This window comes from Microvirga sp. TS319, from assembly GCF_041276405.1.
GTDB lineage: Bacteria > Pseudomonadota > Alphaproteobacteria > Rhizobiales > Beijerinckiaceae > Microvirga.
This window is the reverse complement of record NZ_JBGGGT010000001.1, coordinates 107501-130480: the sequence shown is the minus strand read 5'-3', so window position 1 is coordinate 130480 and position 22980 is coordinate 107501. Positions and strand designations below refer to the sequence as shown.

Annotated in this window: 18 protein-coding genes (1 of these 18 running past the window's edge); 9 read left to right on the top strand and 9 right to left on the bottom strand. The window is 64.6% G+C overall.

All coding sequences use genetic code 11. The annotated features are described in order from the left end of the window. Positions 1-152: 152 nt before the first annotated feature. The 3 genes from AB8841_RS00530 to AB8841_RS00520 all read left to right on the top strand — a co-directional run bounded on the left by AB8841_RS00530 (position 153) and on the right by AB8841_RS00520 (position 3487). Positions 153-1517: a nucleotide sugar dehydrogenase gene (locus AB8841_RS00530; RefSeq protein WP_370433935.1), complete on the top strand. Its 1365-nt coding sequence runs from the start codon at positions 153-155 to the stop codon at positions 1515-1517. A gap of 62 nt (positions 1518-1579) precedes the next feature. Beyond that, positions 1580-2701, top strand: coding sequence for an NAD-dependent epimerase/dehydratase family protein (locus tag AB8841_RS00525; protein WP_370433934.1), 1122 nt, complete (start codon positions 1580-1582; stop codon positions 2699-2701). A 33-nt stretch (positions 2702-2734) separates the two neighbouring features. Further along, positions 2735-3487: a class I SAM-dependent methyltransferase gene (locus tag AB8841_RS00520; RefSeq protein ID WP_370433933.1), complete on the top strand. Its 753-nt coding sequence runs from the start codon at positions 2735-2737 to the stop codon at positions 3485-3487. Between the two features lie 21 nt (positions 3488-3508). On the opposite strand, the gene AB8841_RS00515 is transcribed toward AB8841_RS00520, so the two are convergent. Next, positions 3509-4915 carry a hypothetical protein gene (locus AB8841_RS00515; protein ID WP_370433932.1) on the bottom strand — a complete coding sequence of 469 codons (1407 nt, stop codon included), beginning with the start codon at positions 4913-4915 and terminating at the stop codon, positions 3509-3511. Positions 4916-4919: 4 nt separating this feature from the next. After that, entirely contained in the window at positions 4920-6308 is a 1389-nt protein-coding gene (locus AB8841_RS00510; protein WP_370433931.1) for an O-antigen ligase family protein, read from the bottom strand. Positions 6309-6406: 98 nt separating this feature from the next. Here AB8841_RS00510 and AB8841_RS00505 point away from each other — a divergent pair, with 98 nt between their 5' ends. Next, entirely contained in the window at positions 6407-7624 is a 1218-nt protein-coding gene (locus AB8841_RS00505; protein WP_370433930.1) for a hypothetical protein, read from the top strand. A gap of 60 nt (positions 7625-7684) precedes the next feature. Here AB8841_RS00505 and AB8841_RS00500 read toward each other — a convergent pair whose 3' ends face one another. The 3 genes from AB8841_RS00500 to AB8841_RS00490 form a co-directional block, all read right to left on the bottom strand. After that, the gene (locus AB8841_RS00500; protein WP_370433929.1) at positions 7685-8362 is read right to left on the bottom strand and encodes a hypothetical protein; all 678 of its coding nucleotides are present in this window, start codon (positions 8360-8362) and stop codon (positions 7685-7687) included. 29 nt (positions 8363-8391) lie between these two features. Next, a complete protein-coding gene (locus AB8841_RS00495; protein WP_370433928.1) occupies positions 8392-9606 on the bottom strand; it encodes a polysaccharide biosynthesis/export family protein in 1215 nt (404 codons plus the stop codon). Between the two features lie 68 nt (positions 9607-9674). Then, complete coding sequence (locus AB8841_RS00490; RefSeq protein WP_370433927.1) at positions 9675-10844, bottom strand: glycosyltransferase family 2 protein; 1170 nt, start codon at positions 10842-10844, stop codon at positions 9675-9677. Positions 10845-11078: 234 nt separating this feature from the next. On the opposite strand from AB8841_RS00490, the gene AB8841_RS00485 reads away from it, so the two are divergent. Genes AB8841_RS00485 through asnB form a run of 3 tightly spaced genes read left to right on the top strand, consistent with a single transcriptional unit; the run spans position 11079 to position 15356 of the window. Continuing rightward, positions 11079-12278 (top strand): glycosyltransferase, encoded by a 1200-nt coding sequence (locus AB8841_RS00485; protein ID WP_370433926.1) that lies wholly within the window; start codon positions 11079-11081, stop codon positions 12276-12278. Beyond that, on the top strand, positions 12275-13420 hold the full coding sequence (locus AB8841_RS00480; RefSeq protein ID WP_370433925.1) for a glycosyltransferase: 1146 nt from the start codon (positions 12275-12277) through the stop codon (positions 13418-13420). The genes AB8841_RS00485 and AB8841_RS00480 overlap by 4 nt, the downstream gene beginning before the upstream one ends. Before the next feature lies 1 nt (position 13421). Beyond that, positions 13422-15356 carry an asparagine synthase (glutamine-hydrolyzing) gene (gene asnB / locus AB8841_RS00475; RefSeq protein ID WP_370433924.1) on the top strand — a complete coding sequence of 645 codons (1935 nt, stop codon included), beginning with the start codon at positions 13422-13424 and terminating at the stop codon, positions 15354-15356. Between the two features lie 13 nt (positions 15357-15369). On the opposite strand, the gene AB8841_RS00470 is transcribed toward asnB, so the two are convergent. After that, positions 15370-16887: a lipopolysaccharide biosynthesis protein gene (locus AB8841_RS00470; RefSeq protein WP_370433923.1), complete on the bottom strand. Its 1518-nt coding sequence runs from the start codon at positions 16885-16887 to the stop codon at positions 15370-15372. Positions 16888-16941: 54 nt separating this feature from the next. Beyond that, the gene (locus AB8841_RS00465; RefSeq protein WP_370433922.1) at positions 16942-17550 is read right to left on the bottom strand and encodes a sugar transferase; all 609 of its coding nucleotides are present in this window, start codon (positions 17548-17550) and stop codon (positions 16942-16944) included. An 887-nt stretch (positions 17551-18437) separates the two neighbouring features. Here AB8841_RS00465 and AB8841_RS00460 point away from each other — a divergent pair. Then, positions 18438-19973, top strand: a complete 1536-nt coding sequence (locus AB8841_RS00460; protein ID WP_370433921.1) for a calcium-binding protein — start codon at positions 18438-18440, stop codon at positions 19971-19973. 53 nt (positions 19974-20026) lie between these two features. On the opposite strand, the gene AB8841_RS00455 is transcribed toward AB8841_RS00460, so the two are convergent. Then, entirely contained in the window at positions 20027-20965 is a 939-nt protein-coding gene (locus AB8841_RS00455; RefSeq protein ID WP_370433920.1) for a glycosyltransferase family 2 protein, read from the bottom strand. A 193-nt stretch (positions 20966-21158) separates the two neighbouring features. Between AB8841_RS00455 and AB8841_RS00450 the strand changes: the two genes are divergently transcribed. Continuing rightward, a complete protein-coding gene (locus tag AB8841_RS00450; protein ID WP_370433919.1) occupies positions 21159-22301 on the top strand; it encodes a glycosyltransferase in 1143 nt (380 codons plus the stop codon). Between the two features lie 103 nt (positions 22302-22404). On the opposite strand, the gene AB8841_RS00445 is transcribed toward AB8841_RS00450, so the two are convergent. After that, positions 22405-22980, bottom strand: the 3' end of a protein-coding gene (locus tag AB8841_RS00445) for a hypothetical protein (protein WP_370433918.1). It continues 597 nt past the right edge of the window; only the last 576 of its 1173 coding nucleotides appear in the window; the start codon falls outside the window, past its right edge; the stop codon is at positions 22405-22407.

Here is a 22980-nt window from a genome sequence, read left to right as displayed (position 1 = left end):
AGGATATCGGCATCCGCGTCCTTGCCGCAACAGCGGCGCTGCAAGGATACCCCGAAGTTGTTACATCGGCGGAGATTACGGGGGATTTGGCCCTCGGTCGTCTGATCTAGGTACCGGCGAGGAGGCCTCCACAGGCTTCGTCGGAGACTGTGATGCCGGCTGAGCGGACCACTCTCGATGCGACGCGCGACCCCGATGTGACGGGTCTGGTGGAGCGGTTTCGTGGCCGGCAGGCAACGCTCGGGATCATCGGGCTGGGCTATGTCGGCCTGCCGCTCGCGCTCACCGCCGTACGCGCTGGCTTCCGGGTTCTGGGCTTCGACATCGATGCCGCCACTGTTGCCCGCCTCAACCGCGGCGAGAGCACCATCCGCCATATTCCGGCCGAGACGGTCGCCGCTGCCGTCGCCGCCCAGGCGCTCGCCGCCTCGGCCGATTTCCACCGCCTCGACGAGCCCGACGCTCTGCTCATCTGCGTGCCGACCCCGCTCACGAAGCATCGCGAGCCCGACCTGTCCTATGTCGTGCAAACCGCCCGCGCGATCGCCGCACGGCTGCGCCAGGGCCAGCTGGTGGTGCTCGAATCGACTTCCTATCCCGGCACCACCACCGAGGTGCTCAAGCCGATCCTGGAGAGCGCCGGCCTGCAAAGCGGGCGCGACTTCTTTCTCGCCTTCTCGCCCGAGCGCGAGGATCCCGGCAATCCCGACTTTGCCACCGCGGCGATCCCCAAGGTGGTGGGCGGCGACGGCACGGCCGCGCGGGCGCTGACCGAAGCGCTCTACGGCGCGCTCGTGGTCGCGACCGTGCCGGTGTCCTCGCCCGCCGCCGCCGAGGCGGTCAAGCTGACCGAGAACATCTTCCGGGCCGTCAACATCGCGCTCGTGAACGAGCTCAAGGTGGTCTACGCCGCGATGGGCATCGACATCTGGGAGGTGATCGAGGCGGCCAAGACCAAGCCGTTCGGGTTCATGCCGTTTTATCCCGGGCCGGGCTTGGGCGGGCACTGCATTCCGGTGGATCCGTTCTACCTGACCTGGAAGGCGCGCGAATACGACATCACCACGCGCTTCATCGAGCTGGCCGGGCAGGTCAACGCGCACATGCCCTATTACGTGGTCGAGCGGCTGGCGGAGGCGGTGGACCGAAGCGGGCGGCCGCTCACCGGGGCGCGCATTCTGGTGCTCGGGGTGGCGTACAAGAAGAACGTCGACGATCTGCGCGAAAGCCCGGCCCTGAAGCTGATCGAGCTGATCGAGTCGCGCGGGGCCGAGGTCGCCTACCATGATCCTCACATTCCCCAGCTCCCCCGAACCCGCAAACATGGTGAACTCGCAGGGCTGCGCTCCATCGCCCTGACACCGGGAGCCGTCAGCGCCCATGACGCCGTGCTGATCGCCACCGACCACGACGGCGTGGATTACCATCTGGTAGCCGACCATGCCCGTCTCGTCATCGATACGCGCAATGTCTTCGCAAAGGCCGGCATCGTGAACGATCGCGTCGTCAAGGTCTGACGGCGCCCGATCCGCTCCGGACCCGGCGTAACCGTGTCGTCGAGAACAACAGCAGAGAGCCGATGATGAGCACCTCTCGCACGAACGCCTACCGGACAGAGCGGCAGCATCTGATGAGGGCTCCGCGACGATGGCTCGTGACCGGGGTCGCAGGCTTTATCGGAAGCAATCTCCTGGAGGCGCTCCTCGCGCTCGACCAGCATGTCGTCGGCCTCGACAATTTCGCGACCGGGCACCGGCGCAACCTGAACGAGGTGCGTGACCAGGTCTCGCCGGAGCAATGGAGCCGGTTTCGCTTCATCGAAGGCGACATTCGCGACCTGAAGGCCTGCCGGAGAGCCGTGCGGGCGGATCGCGGCCGCTCCTCCGCGGCGGTCGATTATGTCCTTCATCAGGCGGCGATCGGCAGCGTGCCGCGATCGATCGAGGACCCCCTCTTTACGAACGCGAACAACATCGACGGTTTCCTCAACATGCTCGTTGCGGCGCGCGATGCCGGCGTCCGGCGCTTCGTCTACGCGGCCAGCAGCTCGACCTATGGCGATCATCCCGGCCTTCCGAAAGTCGAGGACGTGATCGGCAGGCCCCTCTCCCCGTATGCCATCACCAAATACGTCAACGAGCTTTATGCCGACGTCTTCGCGCGGACCTACGGAACGAGCTGCATCGGGCTTCGCTATTTCAACGTATTCGGAAAGCGCCAGGACCCTGAGGGTGCCTATGCGGCCGTGATTCCGAAATGGATCGCGGCCATGATCGGTGAGGACGAGGTCTTCATCTATGGCGACGGCGCAACGACCCGCGATTTCTGCTTCGTCGAGAACGCCGTCCAGGCCAATATTCTCGCGGCGACCGCGGAGGCGGAGCATGCCGCCGGTCAGGTCTACAACGTCGCCTGCGGCGGCAGAACGACATTGAGCGAACTCTACGATCTCATTCGGGAGCTTCTCGAAACGCGGCACGTGAAGGTCCGGCAGGCGACGCCCCTTTATCGCGCATTCAGGACCGGCGACGTCCCTCACTCCCAGGCCGATATCGGCAAGGCCCGTCGGCTTCTCGGATACGATCCTGTCCACGACGTGCGCGAGGGTCTCGACGCCGCGATGGATTGGTATCTCGCCTTCGCCCGCAAGACATCGCCGTCGGTTTCGGCGCAGGCGCCGACCATTCCCGCAATCCCATAGCCGATGCGTCAGCGGCGCCCGGAGACGCCCTCCATGACCGTGAGGGAAAGACTATACCGGACGACCAGCGCGTTGCAGCGCCGGATCGTCCCCGAGCTGAAATATTCCCAAGCCTCCTACGAGGACGAGCTCCGCCGCCATCTCCCGCGCGCCCAGGCATGGCTCGATGTCGGATGCGGACATCGTCTGCTTCCGGAGTGGCGTTCGGAAGCGGAGGCGGATCTCCTCGCAAGCGTGCCGTTCGCGGCCGGCATCGACCGCGACTACGACGCATTGCGCAAGCACCGGACGATCCGGAACGTCCTCCAGGCGGATATCGGGATGCTGCCTTTCCAGGAGATGAGCTTCGATCTGGTGACCGCGAACATGGTCATCGAGCACCTCGACGATCCCCTGCACCAGTTCCGGGAAATCGGCCGCGTCCTCCGGCCGGGCGGGGTCTTTCTGTTCCACACCCCGAACCTGAAGAGCTATGTGATCCGGATCGCGAGGCTTCTCCCCGACCGCATGAAGAAGCCCCTGGCGCGCGTGCTCGAAGGACGGAAGGAGGAGGACGTCTATCCGACGCATTATCGCGCCAATACGGCCGACAAGGTCAGGTCCATCGCCGATCGTGCCGGGCTCGATGTCGTGTCGATCAGGTTCACGGCGTCGACGCCCGTCTTCTCCCTCGTCCCGCCGCTTGCCGTCATCGAACTGCTCTATCTGCGGCAAGTGATGCGGCGCCCGCACCTCGCATCGCACGGGCAAACGCTCATCTGCGCCCTTCGCCGCCCGGCCGAATGAAACGGTCCGGGCTTTGCCGGGTCAGCCCGTGGCCGCGGACGAACGGCGCGGCTTTCCGGCCCTTCCGTCGCCTCGGCCGATCGTCTCGTCCTTGTCGGGCACCACGGCCAGAACGGGAAGGCCTGTCGCTTCCGACGCCTCGTCCGCGTGCCGGATGCGCTGGTCGAGCCTCTCGGCGACGAAAGCGAGACCGAGGCCGATCAGCCCGCCGGCCGTGATGCCCGAGAGAACGTAGACGAAGCGCGAGCGGCTGGCGCTCGACGGATCGCGCGGCGGATCGACGATCCGGATCAGCTCCGGCGCCTTGAGAATGCCGACGCTCCGCACGGCATTCGTGCCCGAGAAGCGATTCCGGTAGTTCTCATAGGTCTCGCGCGCGACAGCGATAACCTTGTCCAGCGTGGCGATGCGTTCCTGGAGCTCACGGGATCGCGTCATCCGCTCGCTGAGCGCCGAGGCATTGGATCCCAGCCCCTGGGTCTGGGACGCGAGACTTTGCCGGAGAGAGAGCAGCGACCTGAGGGCGAACAGGTTCTGGATCCGCTCGTCATCCTGCCGTCCCGTTCCGGCCGGCGGGGCGGCCTGCGCGGCCCCTTCCCCGGGCAGGGCCGCGATGTCCTTCTCCAGTTGCTCGTCGCTCGGGTTGCCGAGAGCGCTGCGTCGGCGGGCGATCTCCGTTTCGGTCTGGTTGAGCAGATCGCCCTTGTCGCGCCGGTCGGCCTCGATCGCGGCGAGCTGATGCGCCGCATCCTCCGAGCCGCCCGGAAGGACGCCGGCGAGCTCACGCTGCGCCGTTTCCTTCGCCCGCAGCAAGGCATCGAGCTCCTGGCGGCGCGCACTCACCATGAGCTGCGCGGCCGTCGCACCGCCCTGCTCGGGAACGAGCGCCTCCAGGAAGCTCGCCATGACCGCTTCCAGCGTCTTGCCGAGGCCCTCGGGCGCCGCGCCGGCGAGCTTCACCTCGATGAAATCACCGCCGATGAGATCGAGCGACAGCGCCTGGCGCAGCTCGCCGATCCTCCCCTCTCTCTCGGCTGGCGGAAGGCTGCCTTCGCCCTCGCCGATCGCCCTGGCCAGAACGCTGTCGCTCAAGAACAGCGCCCGCAACCCCTCGAAGCGCTCCTGAACGCGATAGACGCCGCCGGCTTCTCCTTCACGGGAGAACGGGTTGTCGCGCCCGGCCTCCTGCAGCTGCATGAGAGACCTCGCCACATAGGCTTTGGGCAGGACGAAGGCCGCCGCGATGCCGATGGGCGTCATCAGGAGAACGGGAAGCAGGATCAGGAGGCGACGCCGCCATGCGCCCTGCACGAGATCGCGAAGGATGCGCGTCACGCGCTTGGGCCCGTCCGCTCCCGCCGGCCTGTCGGTGAGGGGGAGTGCCCTTCCATCCGGCTGTCCTGCTTGGGTTCTCGTCACCGAATGCATGCCGTCATCCTCGCTGCGCCACCATGCCGCCGTCGATGCTTGCGCGATACGGGGCCGGTGCCTGAACGGCCTCGTCGACATATCGCCCGACCGCGGCGGCAAGGGCGACGAGCACATAGATCGACCACGTGAATCCCTGCGACAGGAAGTTTCCCGATGCGCAGAATCCCGCGATGGCGGCGACCAGGCCATACGCCACGGCCTGGACCGGAGAGCGGACATTCGCCGCACGCAAGGTGCGGTGCGCGTGCAGACTCGTGCGAAACGCGCTCGCGATCATGAGGACGAACACGACGAAACCCGGAATGCCGACCTCCGCCAGGACCTGCAGCCACGTGTTGTGTGTGGTCATGTCCTGGCCGGTCTCAAGATAGTTGAACCACGAGAAGTTCGCGAGCCCGACCCCCGTGACTGGGCGCAGAAGAGCGGCCTTCAGGGCCGTGATCCAGAAGTCCAGCCGGCCCGCGGCGGAAGGATCCAGCCCGATGCCCGGGGCCGCGCGCGACATGCGTTCGGAGAGCCCCATCGCAAGATAGAGCGCCGCGACCCCGATGATGCCGATAGCGACCAGGGCCGCCTTCGAGCGCACGAAGCGAAGTCCGTAGACGACAAAGACCGCGAGAACCCCGAGGACGGCGCCCCGGCTTTGCGTGTAGACGATCGCGACGAGAACCGCCGGCACGCAGGCAGCTCCGATGATCCTGTTCGTCCACCCGGTCCTGCCCGTCAGAAGGGCCATCGAAAAGCTCAAGGTCGTGAGCAGCAGGAATGCGAGATCGTTCGGGTCCGACAGGGCCGACTTGATCTGCAGGCCGATGGTCACGCGGGTGCCCTCGACGAGATCGGTGCCGTTGAGTTTGTTGCGGATCGCGACGGCGGCCACCAGCAACCCGCTGATGGCGATCACCCGTGCGACAAGATTGAAATCCTCCTCCGTCCGCGTGAGCCATGTCAGCGCGAGCGTCATCAACGCGATCTTGACGTAGACCTCGTTCCAGAACTCGAAGGACAGCTTCGGGTTCAGGGCGAAGACGCTGCCGAGGGTGGCAAGGGTGAAGAAGACGAGGAAGAGCCGGATCTCAACGGGCCAGACGGCCTCGATGCGCCCGGCAAGAGCGTTGCACGCCAGGGCGATGGCCGTGAGCGCCGCCAAGCCGAGGGGCAATTGCAGCGGCATCAGGATCGGATAGGCCTCGTGGAGACGGAAGAGGGAAAAGGCCACGAACCCGATGCACACGAGAAGCGGCCACTGAATGGCGACCAGCAGGGCGACGAGGCCGACGGCGATCGCCAGGGGCGCGAAGGGCGACGAGGTCACAAGCCATGGCAGGGACGCGGCCACGCAGGCGAGAATGGCGACAGGGATCTGCCAGAAGCGGGCGATTATCGACATCCGCGCTCCACGGCACGGAATGCCGCGCTTGATTTTCCGCGGGAGAATTCAAGGTAGTCCCACACAGCGTCACCGCTTTCCGACTGGATGGATGCCTCATGGCATATAAGGGAAACGATTTCGGCGCCAAGATCGAGGCGATTATTGGTCTCGACCGTCGATCCCGAATAGGTATGCGCCGAAGCGCGATTCCGACCTTGGCCGTGACGGCGCTCCTCTGCGCGGCAGAGCCGGCCGCGTCCGAGCGCGCACGGGCCGTCGATACCGGAAGCCCCTCTCCGGTTGCGCAGAATGACGGCAGCTCCCGACGCGCCAGTGACGTGCGTGACACGGTTCTTCGCACGGCAGGCCCTGCCCTTTCCGTCCAGCAGGCGACGATTCTCGGCGAGCCGTTCCAGCGCTACGAGAATCGTTTCCGCGTTTTCGCGGAGCGTCACTGGCGCTCCGACGGACACGCTTGGGATGCGGCGAATTACTACGACCGGGCGAAGATCTTCTATGTCTGGTGGGCGCGAACGGGGGACGATACGCTTCTGAAGCGCGCAGGCGATCTCGCGGTTGATTACCGGACGAACTATCTTGAGGCGAACGACTACGGCACGTCGGCGCACTGGTCGCAGATCGCCGGCGTGGCGCTGCATTATCTCGCCACCGGCGACGAGGCCAGCCGCACCGCCGTCGGGCGCGTCGCCGACACCTTCGCGTTGCCCTACTACAGCGACAATGTCGGCAACGTGAAGGCCGAGATGGACCAGCGCATCCAGGCCCGCACCCTGGAATCGTTCCTCTACGCCAAGCAGATCAATGCCCCCAGCGCCGCCGGCAACAACTGGGACAAGCTGCTCACCTCCAGCCTCGACAAGATCCTGTCGGCGCAATCGGCCGATGGTGCCTGGCACTTCTCGAACTCGGACGGCGCGGTGGTGCCGTTCATGGCCGGCATGCTCAACGACACCCTGATCGACTACTACACCAACTACAAGGCCGATGCGCGCATTCCCGCCGCGATCAAGAAGTCGGTCGATTATCTCTGGAGCCACACCTGGGACGAGAAGAGCCAGTCCTTCAACTACATCGAGTTCAACGCCAAGGGCGAGGTCAAGGAGCCGGCGCCTGATCTCAACAACATGATCGTCGACGGCTTCGGCTTCGTCTACAAGATGACCGGCGACGCCACCTACAAGGAGCGCGGCGACAAGATCTTCACCGGCGGCGTCAATGGCGCATGGCTCGAAGGTTCAAAACAGTTCAACCAGCAATATACGACATCCTACAGATACGCATCCCTCCGCGAACAGGGTGAGGCGAAGCGCTAGGGCATCGGACATGAAAAGTGGAAACCGGACATGGCTTTCCGCAAGAACGATGCGCTGACATCAGCCGAGAATGCCGCTTGCCGTCGCCTTCCGGCCGATCCGCTTCGCAATCCACGGGGCGAAGAAGAACATTCTGCGCAGCGTGCGGGCGATCTCTTCCCCGGCGGAGATATATCCCCCCTGCGTCATGACGATGCCGAACGGTTTGCCGCCCGTGGCGCGCGCCATGTCCACCGCGTTCCTGAGTTTCTCCTTCGAGACCGTTCCTCTTCGGCAGACGAGAACGAGAGCATCGCAGGCCGCCGCCACGGCAAAGGGATTGACCGTATCCGCCGGCCTGTCGAACAGAGGAGCGAGGTCGAGAACGACGGTGTCGTAGGACGCCAGATCGTTGTCGAGCACCCGTCTGAACCACAGGGTGTTGTCGAAGAGAAAGCGGACATCCGGATCGGCCTGAACGGTCAGGCGTGCGAAGTCATTCTGCGGCGACACGATGACGATCTTCGGCTCCTCCCGGCCCGGCACCCAAGCCGCCTCGACGGGAGTTTCCTGGACACCTTTCGAGATGTCGAGCAGCATCGTCGGCTGCCCGGAGCGCGCCAGAACGCTTGCGGCAAGGGCCGCGAAAGCACTGGTGCCGGAGACGGGCTCGGGAGCAGCGAACGCGATCGTGCGCGCTTCCGCCCGTCTCAGGGCGAGGATCGTCTCCTCGGCGGCTCTGATGCGGGAACCGTCCATGCTCTCTCCTCGCGGGGGCGTTCCCTGGATCATTCTCCCTCCCTGAAATTCTGAGAGACGACCAGCACATCCCCAGGCCTCAACGGCGTGGACTGCCCCGCCCTCTCGGTCGTCTCTCCCGCCTCCTCGCGGCGCACCACCGAATAGACGATCTCGGTTTTGTCGCCCCGCTCCGCCTCGAGAGAAGCGCCTGCGAGCGTGTTGTAGGCCTGGCGTGCCGCAGCCGCCTCGTCCGCAAGCTGAGCCGCCTGTTTCTGAAGACGGTCGATCTCGGCCTCGATGGATGCCTTGCGCTCCTCGGTGAGGGCGACGGAGTCCCGCTGCATGGCGGCGATCGTCGCCTGCACGCGCGCGGTCGACACCGCGACGTTCGCGGTCTTCTCCTCCAGCTCCGAGACTTTCATGTCCTCTTCGAAGGCGCGCTGCGCGATCACGACCCCCCTTTGCTGCAACTCTTCGAACTTTTGTCGCGCCTCACGCCGCATCTGAAGCTGTTCGGCGACGCGCTTGCCTTGCTCGCGTAAGCCTTCCAGTTCCTGCGCCGCAAGCTCCATGCCGCGATTGAGCGTCGCCACCTGGTTCGACACCGATCTCTGCCGGGTCAGCAGCAGGTTCTTTTGCGCGGCGACGAGATCCTGCGCCTCCCGCTGTCCCGCAATCGCGACGAGAGCCTGAGGGACCTGGATATCCGTCGAATTCTCGCGCTCCGCCTGCAGCCGCGCAAGAGACGCAAGGGCCTGCTTGCGGTCCTCCACGGCGCGGCGGTAGCGAAGCATCTCGGCATCGCCCGCCGTGGGCCCGGCGATATTGGGACCGGTTGCGCGAAACAGCCCGCCCGAAAGAGCGACCGCCTGGAGCACGGTCATGCCGGGATACCATGGGACCGCCCCGGAGCGCGTCACCAGCCCCGTCACGAAGACGGGTTTGTAGGCGGCGATCTCGACGGTGACGGAATTCGGCCGCCCCGTCATCTGCTCCAGCCGTTTGGAGAGAGCATCCTCGAGCTGCGCCGAGGACATGCCCCCGACCGGCATGCGGCCCAGGAGCGGGATCGAGATCGTACCGTCGGCACCGATCCGGTAATCGCCGCTCATCTCCGGATTGCCGGGAAATCGCAAGGCGAGTTTCTCGGCATTCGCGACATCGACACTATCCTGTCCAGACGCGGGCGGCGCTGGCGGCGACTGAGACCATGCCGGAACGGAGAGACACAACAGAACGGTCAGGAGAGGCAGGCGGCGCATGCGGTCACTCATCTCGCGTTACTCTAAGACGTCATCGTCGCCCAGACAGGTTCGTGATGTCCGAGCCCTCACGCCTTGGCCTTGGCTGCAGCCGACATCTTCCAGGCCTGCCCTTGCAAACCGCAGAGCAGGATCAACGCTCCGATGAATCCCGCTGCATGACCCTGCACAAAATAGCCCGCCCACCGAGCGTGGCGAGGCATCGTCCTGGGTACTCCGAAATAGCCGGCGAAAGCGGCCGCGCCGATCACGGCCTCTCCCGCAGAAGCCGGGATATAGAAACCACCCTCCCGCATCGCGAGAACCGGAAGGAGGACGGCGGCCATCAGCAGGAGGAAGGGCATGAACGCGCGCAAGGCCTTGCCGGACAGAAACGCGAAAGCGATCCCCGGCCGGCGCGGATCGGCAAGGCCGGGAAGATGCAGGACCTGCTGGAGATTGCCCGCGCCGATGCGGATCCGCCGGCGGAAATCCTGCCGCGCGGTGCTGGTCTCCAGCTCCGTCGCGACGATGCCCGGATCGTAGACGGCATCATATCCTCGCAGCACGATCCGCATCGGCAGAACGAAGTCGTCGTTGATCGTGTCCGGCGGGAGTGGCTCCCACATGTCCCGTCTGAAAAGATAGAAGGATCCATGTGCGCCCATCGGCGCGCCAACCGCGCCCTCGGCGGCCTTCACACGTGTCTGGTAAGCCCAATACGCTCGCTCTCCCTCGCTTCCGGGGCGGACGAGCGCGTAGGTCGGGCAGACCACGCCGACAGAGGATCTCCCGAAATGACGGACGGCCCGGGATAGGGCCTGCGGTTCGAGGAGCGCGGAGGCATCGCTGAGAGCGATGAGATCGGAACGGGCCTTACCGATCTGCTCGTTGAGCACCGCCACCTTGCCGATGTTGCCGGCATACTCGACGATGCGCAGATCGAGCCCATCCGTTCTCCCAGCAAAGCTTTGCGCGATGGCCGCGGTCCCATCGGTGCAACCGTCGAGAGCCAGCACGATGGTCAATCGGTCGCGCGGATAGTCGAGCCGAGAAAGGTTGCGGATTTTGGCGGCGATCACGGCCTCTTCGTTGTGAGCCGGAACGATGATCGTGACCGAATGCGAAACGGCGGGCTCCTCCGTCGAGACGGGCGGCTTCCGGCCGCACCGCGCCGCGATCGCCCGGATGGCGATGGGATATCCGACATGGTGATAGAGGATCAGGACGACGCACGTCCAGAAGACCAGCTCGATCATCGTTTCCCCAACAATGGTTGAGCCAGATAGGCTGTGTCGTGGGAACAGCAAGATACCTCGCAATTGCCGACCGCGTGCCTTGCCGGGCCATGTCACGCGCAACATCATGAGCGGCGACATGCTGACCATCATGCGCCGACCTGCTGCCGACGCGCATTGCGTGCCGGCTCCCGGGCAAGCCTGCAGAGAAAGCCCCCGGTATCCTCGCCCGCGAGACGGCCATGGAGACAAACGATGATGGCTCATGAGACATCTTCCGCCATCCTCCCGTCGAAACCGGCCTCCCCCCGCCTGCGCGTCGCCGCCGTCATGGACACGTGGATTGTGTCGGGTCCCGGGCGTCAGCTCGCGGCTCTCGCGCAGGCGCTGAAGAGTCACGATGTGGACCTTTGCATCTTCATGTTCCAGCGCACAGGGCGCGATCCGTCCCCCTTCATCGGCTATCTCGAGCGGGCCGGCGTTTCGCATGTGGTGATCCCCGATGGCGGTCCCCTGGACATGTCCCTTCCCGGGCGGCTCGGGCGGGCTTTTGGTGCGTTTCAGCCGGACATCGTGCAGACCCATGGCTACCGCATGACCACGCTGTTGTTTCTGCTGCGTCGCTCCGGCCTGAGGCTGCCCTGGATCGCCTTCTTTCACGGCGCCACCGACGAGAACTGGAAGATGCGGCTCTACAACCGGCTCGACGGGACGTTGCTGCGCCGGGCGGACCGGCTCGTCGTCCTGTCCGAGGAGAACCGCCGCGTGTTCGCCGATGTGGGAGGGCGGCTCAGGCTGATCCACAACGCGTCGTTTCCCATCCCGCCGGACGGCGAGCCGGTCCGGCTCGACCGTCTGCGCCGAGCGGACGAGCCCCTCATCGCCGCCGTATCCCGGCTCAGCCCCGAGAAGGGGCTCGACCTCCTGATCGAAGCCGTCGCGCGCCTTCGGACGCGAGGAAAGCCCGTTTCCCTGGCGATCGCGGGCGACGGGCAGGAACGGACGGCGCTCGAGAGGCAGGCGGCGGCGCTGGACATCGGCGACCGCGTCCACTTCCTCGGCACGGTCTTGAACGTGACGTCGCTCTATTCCGAGGTCGATGCCGTCGTCCTCCCGTCCCGCCCCGGACGGGAGGGGCTGCCGAACGTTCTGCTCGAAGCGATGCGGGCAGATGCGCCCGTGGTTGCCACCGCGGCAGGATCGGTCCCGGAGGTGCTCGCCATTCCCGGCTCCGGCGAGCTCGTCCAGCCCGGGGACGTCGACGCGCTGGTCGAGGGCATCGAGGCCGCCCTTGCGCATGGCCGCTCGCCTACGGCCGCCGCCGCCCGGGCGGCGGCGATCGGCCGGTTCTCGCTGGAGCGCCGGGTCGCCGCCCATCTGTCGCTGTATGCGGAGATGCGGCCCGACATGCTGGCCTGGGCCCCTGTCGGCCCGCCCGTCATGACTGCCCCATGACGGCGGGCGCCCCCCTTGCCATCGAGATGATCCTGCCCTCCCTCGCGACCGGAGGCATGGAGACGATGGCGACCGCCCTCGCCCGGGCCCTGGCCCGGCGGGGACACCGCGTCGGCGTCACGTGTCTCGAAAGCGAGGGAGATCTTGCGGAGGACCTGCGGCGGACCGGAATCCCGGTCTCGCTCGTCCCCTGCCCCGGAACGGTTCCACTCCTTCGCCCACATCCGGGGCTGCGGGAGCACTTCGCCGCGCAGCCGCTCGACGTCGTCCACGCGCATAACGGAGTCTGGGTCAAGGCCGCTCTGGCGGCCAGGGCCGCGGGCGTTCCGGCGGTCGTTCATACGGCCCACGGGTTCGCTTTCGGCGAGCCGTGGTTCGAGGATGCGTTGCGCTGGTGGGCCGGTCTGCGCACCGATATGGTCGCGGCGGTGTCGGCCCCCTTGCGCGAGCACCTGGTCCACAAGGCGCGGATCCCGGCCTCACGCGTGACCACGATCATCAACGGCATCGACACGATGCGCTTTGCGCCGCACGGTACGAGCGGGATCCTGCGAGGAGCCGTCGGAGTCGGACCGGACGTCCCCCTCGTCGGCTGCGTGGCCCGGCTCGATCCGGTCAAGAACCTTGCCCTGCTCATCGACGCGATGGCGCTCATGGTTCGCGATCTCCCCGACGCCCGGCTCGTGCTCGTGGGCGATGGCCCTTTACGCGAGTCCCTGCGCGAGCAGGCGCAAGTCGCGGGCCTTGGCGACAGGGTTCTGTTTCCCGGAGCCTTCGCCGACACGGCCCCCATCTATCGCGACCTCGACATCTTCGTCCTGCCGTCCGTGTCCGAGGGAACGTCGATCAGCGCCCTTGAGGCCATGGCGAGTGGAACTCCCGTGGTGGCGACGGCCGTAGGAGGAACGCCGCAGCTGCTCGGCGACGGCTGTGGCATGCTCGTGCCTTCGGGAGACGCCCAGGCTCTTGCAGACGCCATCCGGGGCCTCCTCGCCGACCCCACCGGGCGCTCCCGCATAGCCCAGGCTGCGCGCAAGCGAGTCCTGGACAGGTTCAGTCATGCGGACATGGTGCGCGCCTACGAGAGGCTCTACCGGCAGGTTGCCGGAGCGGACGCCGGCGCGACGCGAAGGAAGGCGTGACATGTGCGGCATCGCAGGAGGAGTCGCCCTTTCGACGAACTGCCGGCCGGATCCGGACAAGGTCAGGGCGATGGCCGGGCTTCTCGCCCACCGGGGGCCCGACGGCGAGGGCCTTTGGATCTCGCCGTCGGGGCGTGCCTGCCTGGCCCATCGGCGGCTCGCCGTCATCGACATCGCCGGAGGCGGCCAGCCCATGGTCGACGGCTCCGGCGCCCACGGCATCGTCTTCAACGGCGAGATCTACAACTACCTGGAGCTCCGGGACGCCCTGACGCGAAACGGCGAAACGTTCCGCACGGCGTCCGATACCGAGGTTCTCTTGCGCCTCGTCACCCGAGACGGCGAAGGATGCGTCAACGCACTCGGGGGGATGTTCGCCTTCGTCGCCTGGGACGACGAGAAAGGCACCCTCATCGCAGCGCGGGACCGCATCGGCAAGAAGCCCCTGTTCTTCGTGGTGGAGGATGGCTGCCTTTATTTCGCGTCGTCGCTGGGCGCTTTGCGCGCGGGCATCGGCGGGACGCGAGCCATCGACCCGGAGGCGCTCGATCGATACCTTGCTCTCGGCTACATCCCGGCGCCGCGCACGATCTATCAGGGCATTTGCAAGCTTCCTGCCGCGACCGTCATGATTTCGGATCGGGATTCGATCGCGCTGCGGCGCTATTGGGACATTGCCACGGAGCCGGAACCTTTCGAGGGCCCCTATGAACACGCCGTCGACCAGCTCGAGGAGCTTCTGGAGACAGCGGTGAGAATTCGTCTTCGCAGCGACGTGCAACTCGGAATCCTGCTCAGCGGCGGCATCGATTCCAGTCTCGTGACGGCGCTCGCCGTCCGACAAAGTGCGCATCCGGTGGACACGTTTTCCATCGGCTTCGGGGAAAGCAGCTATGACGAAAGCCACCAGGCCGCCGAAGTCGCGCGCCATCTCGGCGCCCGCCACCACGTCCTTCGTCTCGAAAGCGACCTGACCGACCTGATTCCCCGGGCCGTTGCGCATTTCGGAGAGCCTTATGCCGACTCGTCCGCGCTGCCCTCCTGGGCGCTCGCGGGATTGGCCCGGCGCCACGTGACCGTAGCGCTCGGCGGAGATGGCGGCGACGAGGGCTTCGGCGGCTACGAATGGTACGCGACGGCAAGCCGCCTGGGAGATTGGGCCGGCCGGATCCCGCGTGGGCCCGTTCGTGCCGCGGCCTCTGCCGCCACGGCCGCGGGGCTGCTCGGGAATGCACGAGGGATCGGGCGTTTCGCACGCGGGCTGGGCTTTCTCGCCGCGGAGGATTTCGGGGCCCGCTTTGCCGCCCTGCGTTGCTGTCTCGGAGCGGGAGAGGCAGCCTTTCTCTATCGGCGCAGCATTGCCGCCCGCGCAGAGCTGCGGCGGCAGGACTCGGAGCAATCGATTCGCGGTGCCTTCTGGCGCGCCTCGGGCTCGCCTCTCAGAAAGATGCGCTATGCCGACCTTGAGACCTATCTGGCGGATGATCTCATGCCCAAGATCGACGTGGCCTCCATGGCGCATGGGCTCGAGGTCCGCGCTCCTCTCCTCGATCATGCAGTGGTCCGGTTCGGGCTCTCGCTGCCGGACGAATACCTCGTCGACGAGCGCGGCGGCAAGCGCATCCTGCGCGACCTCCTGCTGCGATATCTGCCGCGCCCCTTGGTCGAGCGGCCGAAGCGAGGCTTCACGGTCCCTCTCGCGCCCTGGTTCCGCAGCGGCTTGCGCCCGCGCATCGAAAGCCTGGCAGGCAGCGAACGTCTGCGAGCCCTCGGCCTTTTCGATCCGAGCGGCATCCGCAGGCTCGCGGACGAACATATCGCCGGAACCCGCGACCACAGTCATCGGCTCTATGCCCTGCTGGTCCTCGATCAGTGGCTGGAGTCCTCGGCGGCAGGAGCCGTCGATCCCAACCTCGTCAGGGAAGCTGCGGAGTAAAAGCCGGCCCCGCTTACGAGATCCTCAGGCGGTGGATGAGGCTCTTGGCAGGGGCAAGGGCTCCGCGGCCGAGGAGGAGGATGGCGCAGGCGGGCATGTAGAGCGCCGCGTACAGCATCCCGTATCCGATCAGGGAGATCCACCCGCGAACCGGCCACTCGGCCGCCATCATCACGGTAAGGAGAATCGCGCCGCACCAACAGACGACGACCGGAGCGACGGCGTCGCGCAGATAGGCCAACGGCGCCACGCCGAGCAACCTGCAGGCGAGGAGCCACGGACACAGGCCGCGGAACACGGTCGCCGAGACCGCGATGGCGCAGCAGACGCCGAGAATCCCGAACGGCCGCATCAGGAGAGCCGCGAGACAGAGGGTGCCTATGCCCTCCATGATGGCGAAACGCGCCAGCGTCCGATGCCGGCCCATCGCGGTCAGGATGCTGTAGGTGACCCCCTGGGCCATGGGAAAGGCCTCGCCCAGCATGAGCACCACGAGCGGTGCGAAAGCGGCGTCCTGGCGTCCGCCCTGCCAGACGGAAATGAACGGGGCGCCCAGGCTCAGGAAGCCTCCGGCGAAAAAGAGAGCCAGCGCCGTAGCGGCGCGTCCGCCCCCGACGAACAGGATCTTCTGCTCGTCCCCATGTCGCCCGAAGAACAGGACAGCCGCTCGTGGCGCTGCGATCTGGGTCAGGGACAGCATCACCGTGGCGCAATAGGTGGTAAGCTGCCGGGCGATGGAAAAAGTCGCCACCGCGCGGTTGCCGAGGCTGTGGCCGACGAGGGTCGGCCCAATCTGCTGAGTGAGGGATCGCGCCATCGAGAGCGCGGAGAACCAGACGCCAATCGGATAGATCTCCTTGAGTGCGGCACGGCTCATGACACCGGGTATCGGCCTCAGGCGAGGCTCGACCCACCATGCGCACGCCGCCTGCAGGGTGACCATCGTGACGTTGGCGGTCAATCCGATGGCGGCCAGATGCGACAGAGGCGACCCTTCGTGGATCAGGAGAAGGATCAGACTCAGACGAAGGCCGATGATCGGCATTTCGATGAGGCTGCTGAGATCGAAGCGCTCGTAGCTCCACAGGACGACGTCGAAAACCGAAGTGGGAAAATAGAGAGCGGCCCAGACGCCGGCGATGATGAGGGCCATCCTGACATCGGCGAGCTGATGGTCGGGGACATGAAAGATCAGCGGGAAGATTTCGGCCAGGCCGACAGCCGCCAGCAACGTGACCGCCCCGGCGCCGGTGAGGAGCGTGAGAGCGGTCGACAGGGTTCGGTTGAATCCCTCGATGTCGCCGACGCCCCGATGCCCCGCGAGGAGCCGTCCGAGGGCGCCGACAATTCCGAGATCGAGGACCAGGAGATAGGCGGCCATCGTCGAAATCAGCGCCCAGATTCCGAAATTCTCGGCCCCCAGCACCTTGAGCAGATAGGCCACTGTGATGAGGCCCTCGCATGCCCGCAGGACGGCGACGCTCGCCGTCATCCCCACATTGACGATGGATCTGTGGCGCGTCCTGCTCATGCTCCTCCCTTGCCGTCGCGATCCCTGGAACCGTACGCCCGCCAGCCCTCTTCGTCAGCGAACCAGTTTGGGATCGCACAGGACCGAGAAGGTGAGCGCACCGATCCAGAGATCCAGGGAAGGACTCTGATGCACCAGGTAGAAGAGATCGTATTCCAGTTTGTGGCGCGTATCGTGGACCGTTTCCGCATAGCCGTAGCGAACCTGCGCCCAGCCGGTGAGCCCAGGCCGAACGAGGTGTCTCAGATCATAGCAGGGGAGCTTGCGCCGGTAGGCTTCCACTAGAGGAACCTGTTCGGGCCTTGGACCGATCAGCGTCATGTCGCCGCACAGGATATTCCAGAACTGAGGCAGCTCGTCGAGATGAGTACTTCGTAAGAAGTATCCGAGCGGGGTGACCCTGCTGTCGTTGATTGCGGTCGCGATTCCCGTCTGCTCCGGCGCCGGATTCATCGTTCGCAACTTCCAGATCCGGAAGATGCGTCCCTTGTATCCGACCCGCTCCTGAACGTAGAAGACAGGCCCTCCCATGCTGGTCCGGATCGCCAGCGCTGCGATGGCGATCACCACCAGGACGGCCGGTCCTGCAAGCAGGACGAACGCAATGTCGATGGCTCTCTTCACATGGCAATAGACGCGCTTCGAAGCAACGGCCTCCGTCACCTGGGCCGCCGTTGCTTTCGTGAGAGAAACCCTCTCGGGCGTAGCATATGCTTGCTTGGTATCTGCGGAGAAATTCGTAAGCACTCGACTTACCTCAAAGTTTCAGTGCTCCCCGTTCAATCTCTGGTTTATATTCTCAATTTGTCGATGGTTGTTCGTTGCACCGTCCGGCTTCCGTTTCCCCGCATGAGCGTGCTCTGTGGAGCCGCACCCCTGTTTCCGCAAACCGGCCTTGAGTATCGGGAATTACAGAATGCGCCCGCCGCATGGTCAACGGGAATAAAGAGATGATGGTGCATTGGGTGAGTGGCGGAACTTTTTTCGTGCAACCGTCTCGGGCCTGAGCACATTCGGCAGGCAACGCTGCGCTCCGCTTCTGATCATTCGGAAGCACGCATAGGAATAAGGAGCCTCGGCGACCCGCTTCAACTTAAGCGGAGGAAAATCTCTACGAGCCTCGTCTCTATATCGCCTTATTTCCCTTTTCTAAAGCCATGCCATGAGCCTGAGCTTGGGTGTTTGGGGCGTGTCAATTCTTCCACATCGGAAGATTGCAGGCACCGAACCGCAAGTCCGGCATGAGCCCAATTTTTCCTAGCAGCAACCGGTTCCGGTTGACCTTATTGCAACGACACATTTCACGCTGGCATGCCCGTTTTTGCACGGGACCATGTCGAGTCAACTCTGCGTCCAGGATATCGGACTGCACTCGATCGGCTTTAGGGAAAGGAGTCAGCGACTCAGACGGTTCAAATTTCAGTAAAATTAATAATTCTTCGCGAATTTAAACAATTCATATCAAAAACAATTCATTGTGGGCAGACCTAATGACTACATCTTCTCCTGCATTTCAGTCCCTCCTTGGGCCCAAAATCTCTGTCAGCTCAGTGGCATCGAAGGGCGGCGTCTACAGCACATACGAGTCCAATTTTTCCAAATATGCGGCCCAGCATTGGAGTGAGGATGGCTCCTCCTGGGAGGACGCGAACTACTACGATCGTGCTGAGATCTTCTACAACTGGTACAACCGGACTGGTGACAGCTCCTATCTCGCCAAGGCGAATGCCCTCGCGGTTGATTACCGGACGAACTATCTTGAGGCGAACGACTACGGCACGTCGGCGCACTGGTCGCAGATCGCCGGCGTGGCGCTGCATTATCTCGCCACCGGCGACGAGGCCAGCCGCACCGCCGTCGGGCGCGTCGCCGACACCTTCGCGCTGCCCTACTACAGCGACAATGTCGGCAACGTGAAGGCCGAGATGGACCAGCGCATCCAGGCCCGCACCCTGGAATCGTTCCTCTACGCCAAGCAGATCAATGCCCCCAGCGCCGCCGGCAACAACTGGGACAAGCTGCTCACCTCCAGCCTCGACAAGATCCTGTCGGCGCAATCGGCCGATGGTGCCTGGCACTTCTCGAACTCGGACGGCGCGGTGGTGCCGTTCATGGCCGGCATGCTCAACGACACCCTGATCGACTACTACACCAACTACAAGGCCGATGCGCGCATTCCCGCCGCGATCAAGAAGTCGGTCGATTATCTCTGGAGCCACACCTGGGACGAGAAGAGCCAGTCCTTCAACTACATCGAGTTCAACGCCAAGGGCGAGGTCAAGGAGCCGGCGCCTGATCTCAACAACATGATCGTCGACGGCTTCGGCTTCGTCTACAAGATGACCGGCGATGCCACCTACAAGGAGCGCGGCGACAAGATCTTCACCGGCGGCGTCAACGGCGCATGGCTCGAAGGTTCAAAACAGTTCAACGAACAATACACGAGCTCGTTGAAATATCTGGCCTACACGTTGGGCGACGGGAACGTCAGCGCTCCGACGCCTCAGCCCGTGCAGACTTCGCTCGTGAAAACCCACGTCAGCTACACCCTGGCAGCGGACGAGATCAACCTGACGGCCACCGGCTCGAGCGCGATCTCTCTGATGGGCAACGCGCTCGACAACGTGATCAAGGGCAATGCCGCCGCCAATAAGATCTACGGCGGCGCAGGCAATGACACGCTCAGCGGCGGATCGGGTAACGACAGGCTCACCGGCTCGTCGGGGAACGATACGCTGACCGGCGGCGCAGGCAAGGATGCCTTCGTCTTCAACGCCAAGCCGAACGCGAAGACGAACATCGACAAGATCGTCGACTTCAAGCATGGAGAAGACAGCATCTGGCTCGACAACGCGATCTTCACCAAGCTCGGCAAAGCCGGTTCGAGCAGCGACCCGGCAGCCTTGAACAAGGCCTTCTTCACCGTGGGAACCAAGGCGAAGGACGCCAATGACCACGTGATCTACGACAAGGGAACGGGCAAGCTGTTCTACGATGCGGACGGCTCCGGCCACGGAGCTGCCGTACAGATCGCGACTCTGTCGAAGGGGCTTGCTCTGTCCCATTCCGACTTCTTCGTCGTCTGACCAAGTCCCGCCCCGTGCTCTCCGCGATCCGCTTCGTGGAGAGCACGGGGAATTCACCTCAACCCGTAGAGAAGCTTGCCGAGCATTGCCCCGACCGGACTTGCGCATACCAGCGAACTCCAGAAATACGGGAGGTGGTGCATTCCCGGCGAGCGGAAGCGGCGCCTGAGATCGCCGGCTCGCTGGCGCCGCCCCCAAAGTCCCAGCACGCAAGCGGTCTTGTAGGCACGAATCGCCAGGATCTTGCTGAGGAGTGGCTTCAGCTCTTCGGGGCAGCATGCCTCGATTTCCTCGGGCTCGCTCAGGAACGGCTCGACCGGGCGCGGCGCGGCCAGGTTGCCGCTCAGCTGCGATGCGTCCCGGTGATATCGGACCTCCGGCTCCAGGTTGAACAGCACCGGCTCGTTCAGAAGGACCTTGAGCCACAGGAAGGCATCCTCTCCGTAGAGGCAGCGGTTCCTTTCATAGAATCCACCATGCTTCCGGAAAGTGCCCATCCTCACGACCGTCGACCATGGCGACATATAGGCCAGCATATGGACCGCCAGCATGGGAGCCGTCTCCGGCTGAAGTCGGTGAAGGCCCGAGCGGATTCCGCGGTCACGCCACATGTTTTCCGTCGGCAGGCCGCCAGGCATTTCGAAGTACCCCGAAGAAACTGTCGCGGCCTCGGGATGATCCGTGAGCAGCCGAACGCTGTCGGCCAGATAGGACGGCAGCCATTCGTCATCGGCATCGAGGAAGGCGACGAGGTCTCCGCGAGCGCTATCCACACCGCGGTTTCGCGCATGTCCGGGGCCACTGTTCCTTTGGGATATCACTCTGACCCGCTCATCGGGAAAGCGTCTGGCCAGCGTTGCTCCCTCGTCCGTCGAGCCATCGTCCACGACGATGACTTCGAAGTCGGCGAGCGTCTGCGATGCGACGGACTCGAGGCACCGGATGATGTGCGGGCCTTTGTTGAAGAGAGGTATGATGACAGAAACGAACACGGCGAGCCTCGTCGCAATCCCTGTGTCACATGGATAGAGCGCTGACCGCTTCGTACCAGCCCCGTTCGTGCGCGAAGCTGCGGGACAATCGGCTCGCGACGCGACAGCTCCGGGCTACCCCACCTGCCACGATGCCGCCGCTTCAACGTGTAGAATTAGCGGCCCAAGGGCGGTAACCTGCGCAGGATTGGCCATGGCAAGACCGGTCATGGGCGGAGCGGTTGCGATGACCAGCGAACCCAAGGCGGCGACCGATCGTCGTGACGTCTCAAGGAAGCCTCGCATCGCATCGAACATTGTGTTCGAATCCTCTCTTGCCGAGCGGATCGACCTCCAGTGTATCGTCCCACGGGAAGGCGCATGGACGGAGCGCTTGGCGTATTGGCGTCATGCTATGCGCCTTTGGAAGCAGTCCGATATCGTCTTCTTGGAAGCCCCGCACCGTGAACTGCTCAGCTGGTGCCTCATCGCCTCGCTCCTGCGAGGATTCCGGTGCAAGCTTGCTTGCGCCGACCTCAATCTCCCCAGACCCGTCAGCACGCGGGACCTGATCGTGGCGGCGATCACACGGGTGCTGCTGCAACGAGTGGATCTGTTTCTGCTGCTGCAGAAAGACTTCTCGGACTATCAGAAGTATTATGGCCTCAAGCCGGAACGGACCATCCATGTCCCGTTCAAGACCAATCATCTCGACGTGGTGAACGCCCTTGAGCCCTCCGAGGGCGATTATTATTGGTCCGGAGGAGTCACATACCGGGACTGGGCAACCTTGGCTCAAGCCGTCGAGGGCCTCGATGTCAAGATTGTCATTACGGTGCCCGAGGACGAGGAGCTCCGCCGCCGTGGGGAGAGTGACAGCAAGAAGCGGCGGCAACGCGGCGTGCCTCCGATCGTGCCTCGGAAGGAGATCTTCGGAGCCTCGAACGTACGGATCGTGCGCCATTGTGCGGACCCGCGCTCCTGGCTGAATTGGGTCGCCGGCGCGAGGGGCGTTATCCTTCCGATCCATCCCCGGAGCATAAGCCCCTCTGGCGTCAGTACCTACCTGACGGCCATGGCCCTGCAAAAGCCATTGATCATCTCGGAAGGCGCGAGCACTCTCGGTCTCCTCGACGAAACCACCGCCTTGATCGTCCCGCCGGGGGATCCGGATGCTCTGCGAAGCACCATCCTCCGTCTGGACGGCTCCGCGGACCTGCGGCGGCAGCTCGCACATGCGGGGCACAGACATGCTCTCGCCGCCGGAGACGCATCGCGCCTTCACACGGATTATCTGCGCCATTTGCTTCAGCTCGCGACCCGGGTGGCATCGCCCACCCCCGCCCGCTCTTCATAGAGCCCCGATCAGGATGCAGTCCCGGTTTCAGCCGGTGCGCTTAGAGCCTCAGACGCAAAAGTGGGAACCGGCTTCGCGTGAAAAGATGCTCAAAAACACAGAGTTACAGCATCGGATGTGGGTTCGACTTCACGTCCGATGCTGTAGCGGCACTGCGCCGGCGCGAGACCGTGTCAGGAGCCGGAATCAGCCAGTCCCGCAAGGCACCGGGTTCGCCGTCCAGTCCGGCCTCGGACGCGGCCACGAGGTTGTACATTTCCCGCGCTGTCACGTAGTGAAGTCTGAAACGCTCGCCGTCATTGTAGCGCGCCTCGGCATCGGAGAAGAGAGCCTCGAGATCACGGCTCAACAAGGCCTCGCGATCGCCGTCTCCTGCCCCGTGGCAGGATAGCTTGATGAAAAGCCAATCGGACCGCCCCTTGACGTGAACGCCCGCCCGAACCCAACGGTCGAAGCGCTCGGGCCGATAGCAGTGGTTCACCGTCAGCGTGCCATCGTCCATTCCCGGCCGGAGCATTCCGCCTTGCGCCCGCTTCAGATGCGGCACGAGAGGGCCCTCGATGAGAACGAGCCCCGACCTGCGCGGTGTCCCATGCTGCGCGGCGATACCCATGTCGTAACATTTAGGGCGTGTCGGATCCCCCGTCGCATAATAAATACTGTTCAACTGCCGAGGCTG

Excerpts from the sequence above, each read along its gene's own strand:
- AB8841_RS00470 (WP_370433923.1), bottom strand. The coding sequence starts at position 16,887 with ATGAGCAGGACGCGCCACAGATCCATCGTCAATGTGGGGATGACGGCG.
- AB8841_RS00490 (WP_370433927.1), bottom strand. The coding sequence starts at position 10,844 with ATGATCGAGCTGGTCTTCTGGACGTGCGTCGTCCTGATCCTCTATCAC.
- AB8841_RS00495 (WP_370433928.1), bottom strand. The coding sequence starts at position 9,606 with ATGCGCCGCCTGCCTCTCCTGACCGTTCTGTTGTGTCTCTCCGTTCCG.
- AB8841_RS00480 (WP_370433925.1), top strand. The coding sequence starts at position 12,275 with ATGACGGCGGGCGCCCCCCTTGCCATCGAGATGATCCTGCCCTCCCTC.
- AB8841_RS00510 (WP_370433931.1), bottom strand. The coding sequence starts at position 6,308 with ATGTCGATAATCGCCCGCTTCTGGCAGATCCCTGTCGCCATTCTCGCC.
- AB8841_RS00485 (WP_370433926.1), top strand. The coding sequence starts at position 11,079 with ATGATGGCTCATGAGACATCTTCCGCCATCCTCCCGTCGAAACCGGCC.
- AB8841_RS00450 (WP_370433919.1), top strand. The coding sequence starts at position 21,159 with ATGGCAAGACCGGTCATGGGCGGAGCGGTTGCGATGACCAGCGAACCC.
- AB8841_RS00500 (WP_370433929.1), bottom strand. The coding sequence starts at position 8,362 with ATGGACGGTTCCCGCATCAGAGCCGCCGAGGAGACGATCCTCGCCCTG.
- AB8841_RS00530 (WP_370433935.1), top strand. The coding sequence starts at position 153 with ATGCCGGCTGAGCGGACCACTCTCGATGCGACGCGCGACCCCGATGTG.
- asnB (WP_370433924.1), top strand. The coding sequence starts at position 13,422 with ATGTGCGGCATCGCAGGAGGAGTCGCCCTTTCGACGAACTGCCGGCCG.
- AB8841_RS00505 (WP_370433930.1), top strand. The coding sequence starts at position 6,407 with ATGGCATATAAGGGAAACGATTTCGGCGCCAAGATCGAGGCGATTATT.
- AB8841_RS00515 (WP_370433932.1), bottom strand. The coding sequence starts at position 4,915 with ATGCATTCGGTGACGAGAACCCAAGCAGGACAGCCGGATGGAAGGGCA.
- AB8841_RS00520 (WP_370433933.1), top strand. The coding sequence starts at position 2,735 with ATGACCGTGAGGGAAAGACTATACCGGACGACCAGCGCGTTGCAGCGC.
- AB8841_RS00525 (WP_370433934.1), top strand. The coding sequence starts at position 1,580 with ATGATGAGCACCTCTCGCACGAACGCCTACCGGACAGAGCGGCAGCAT.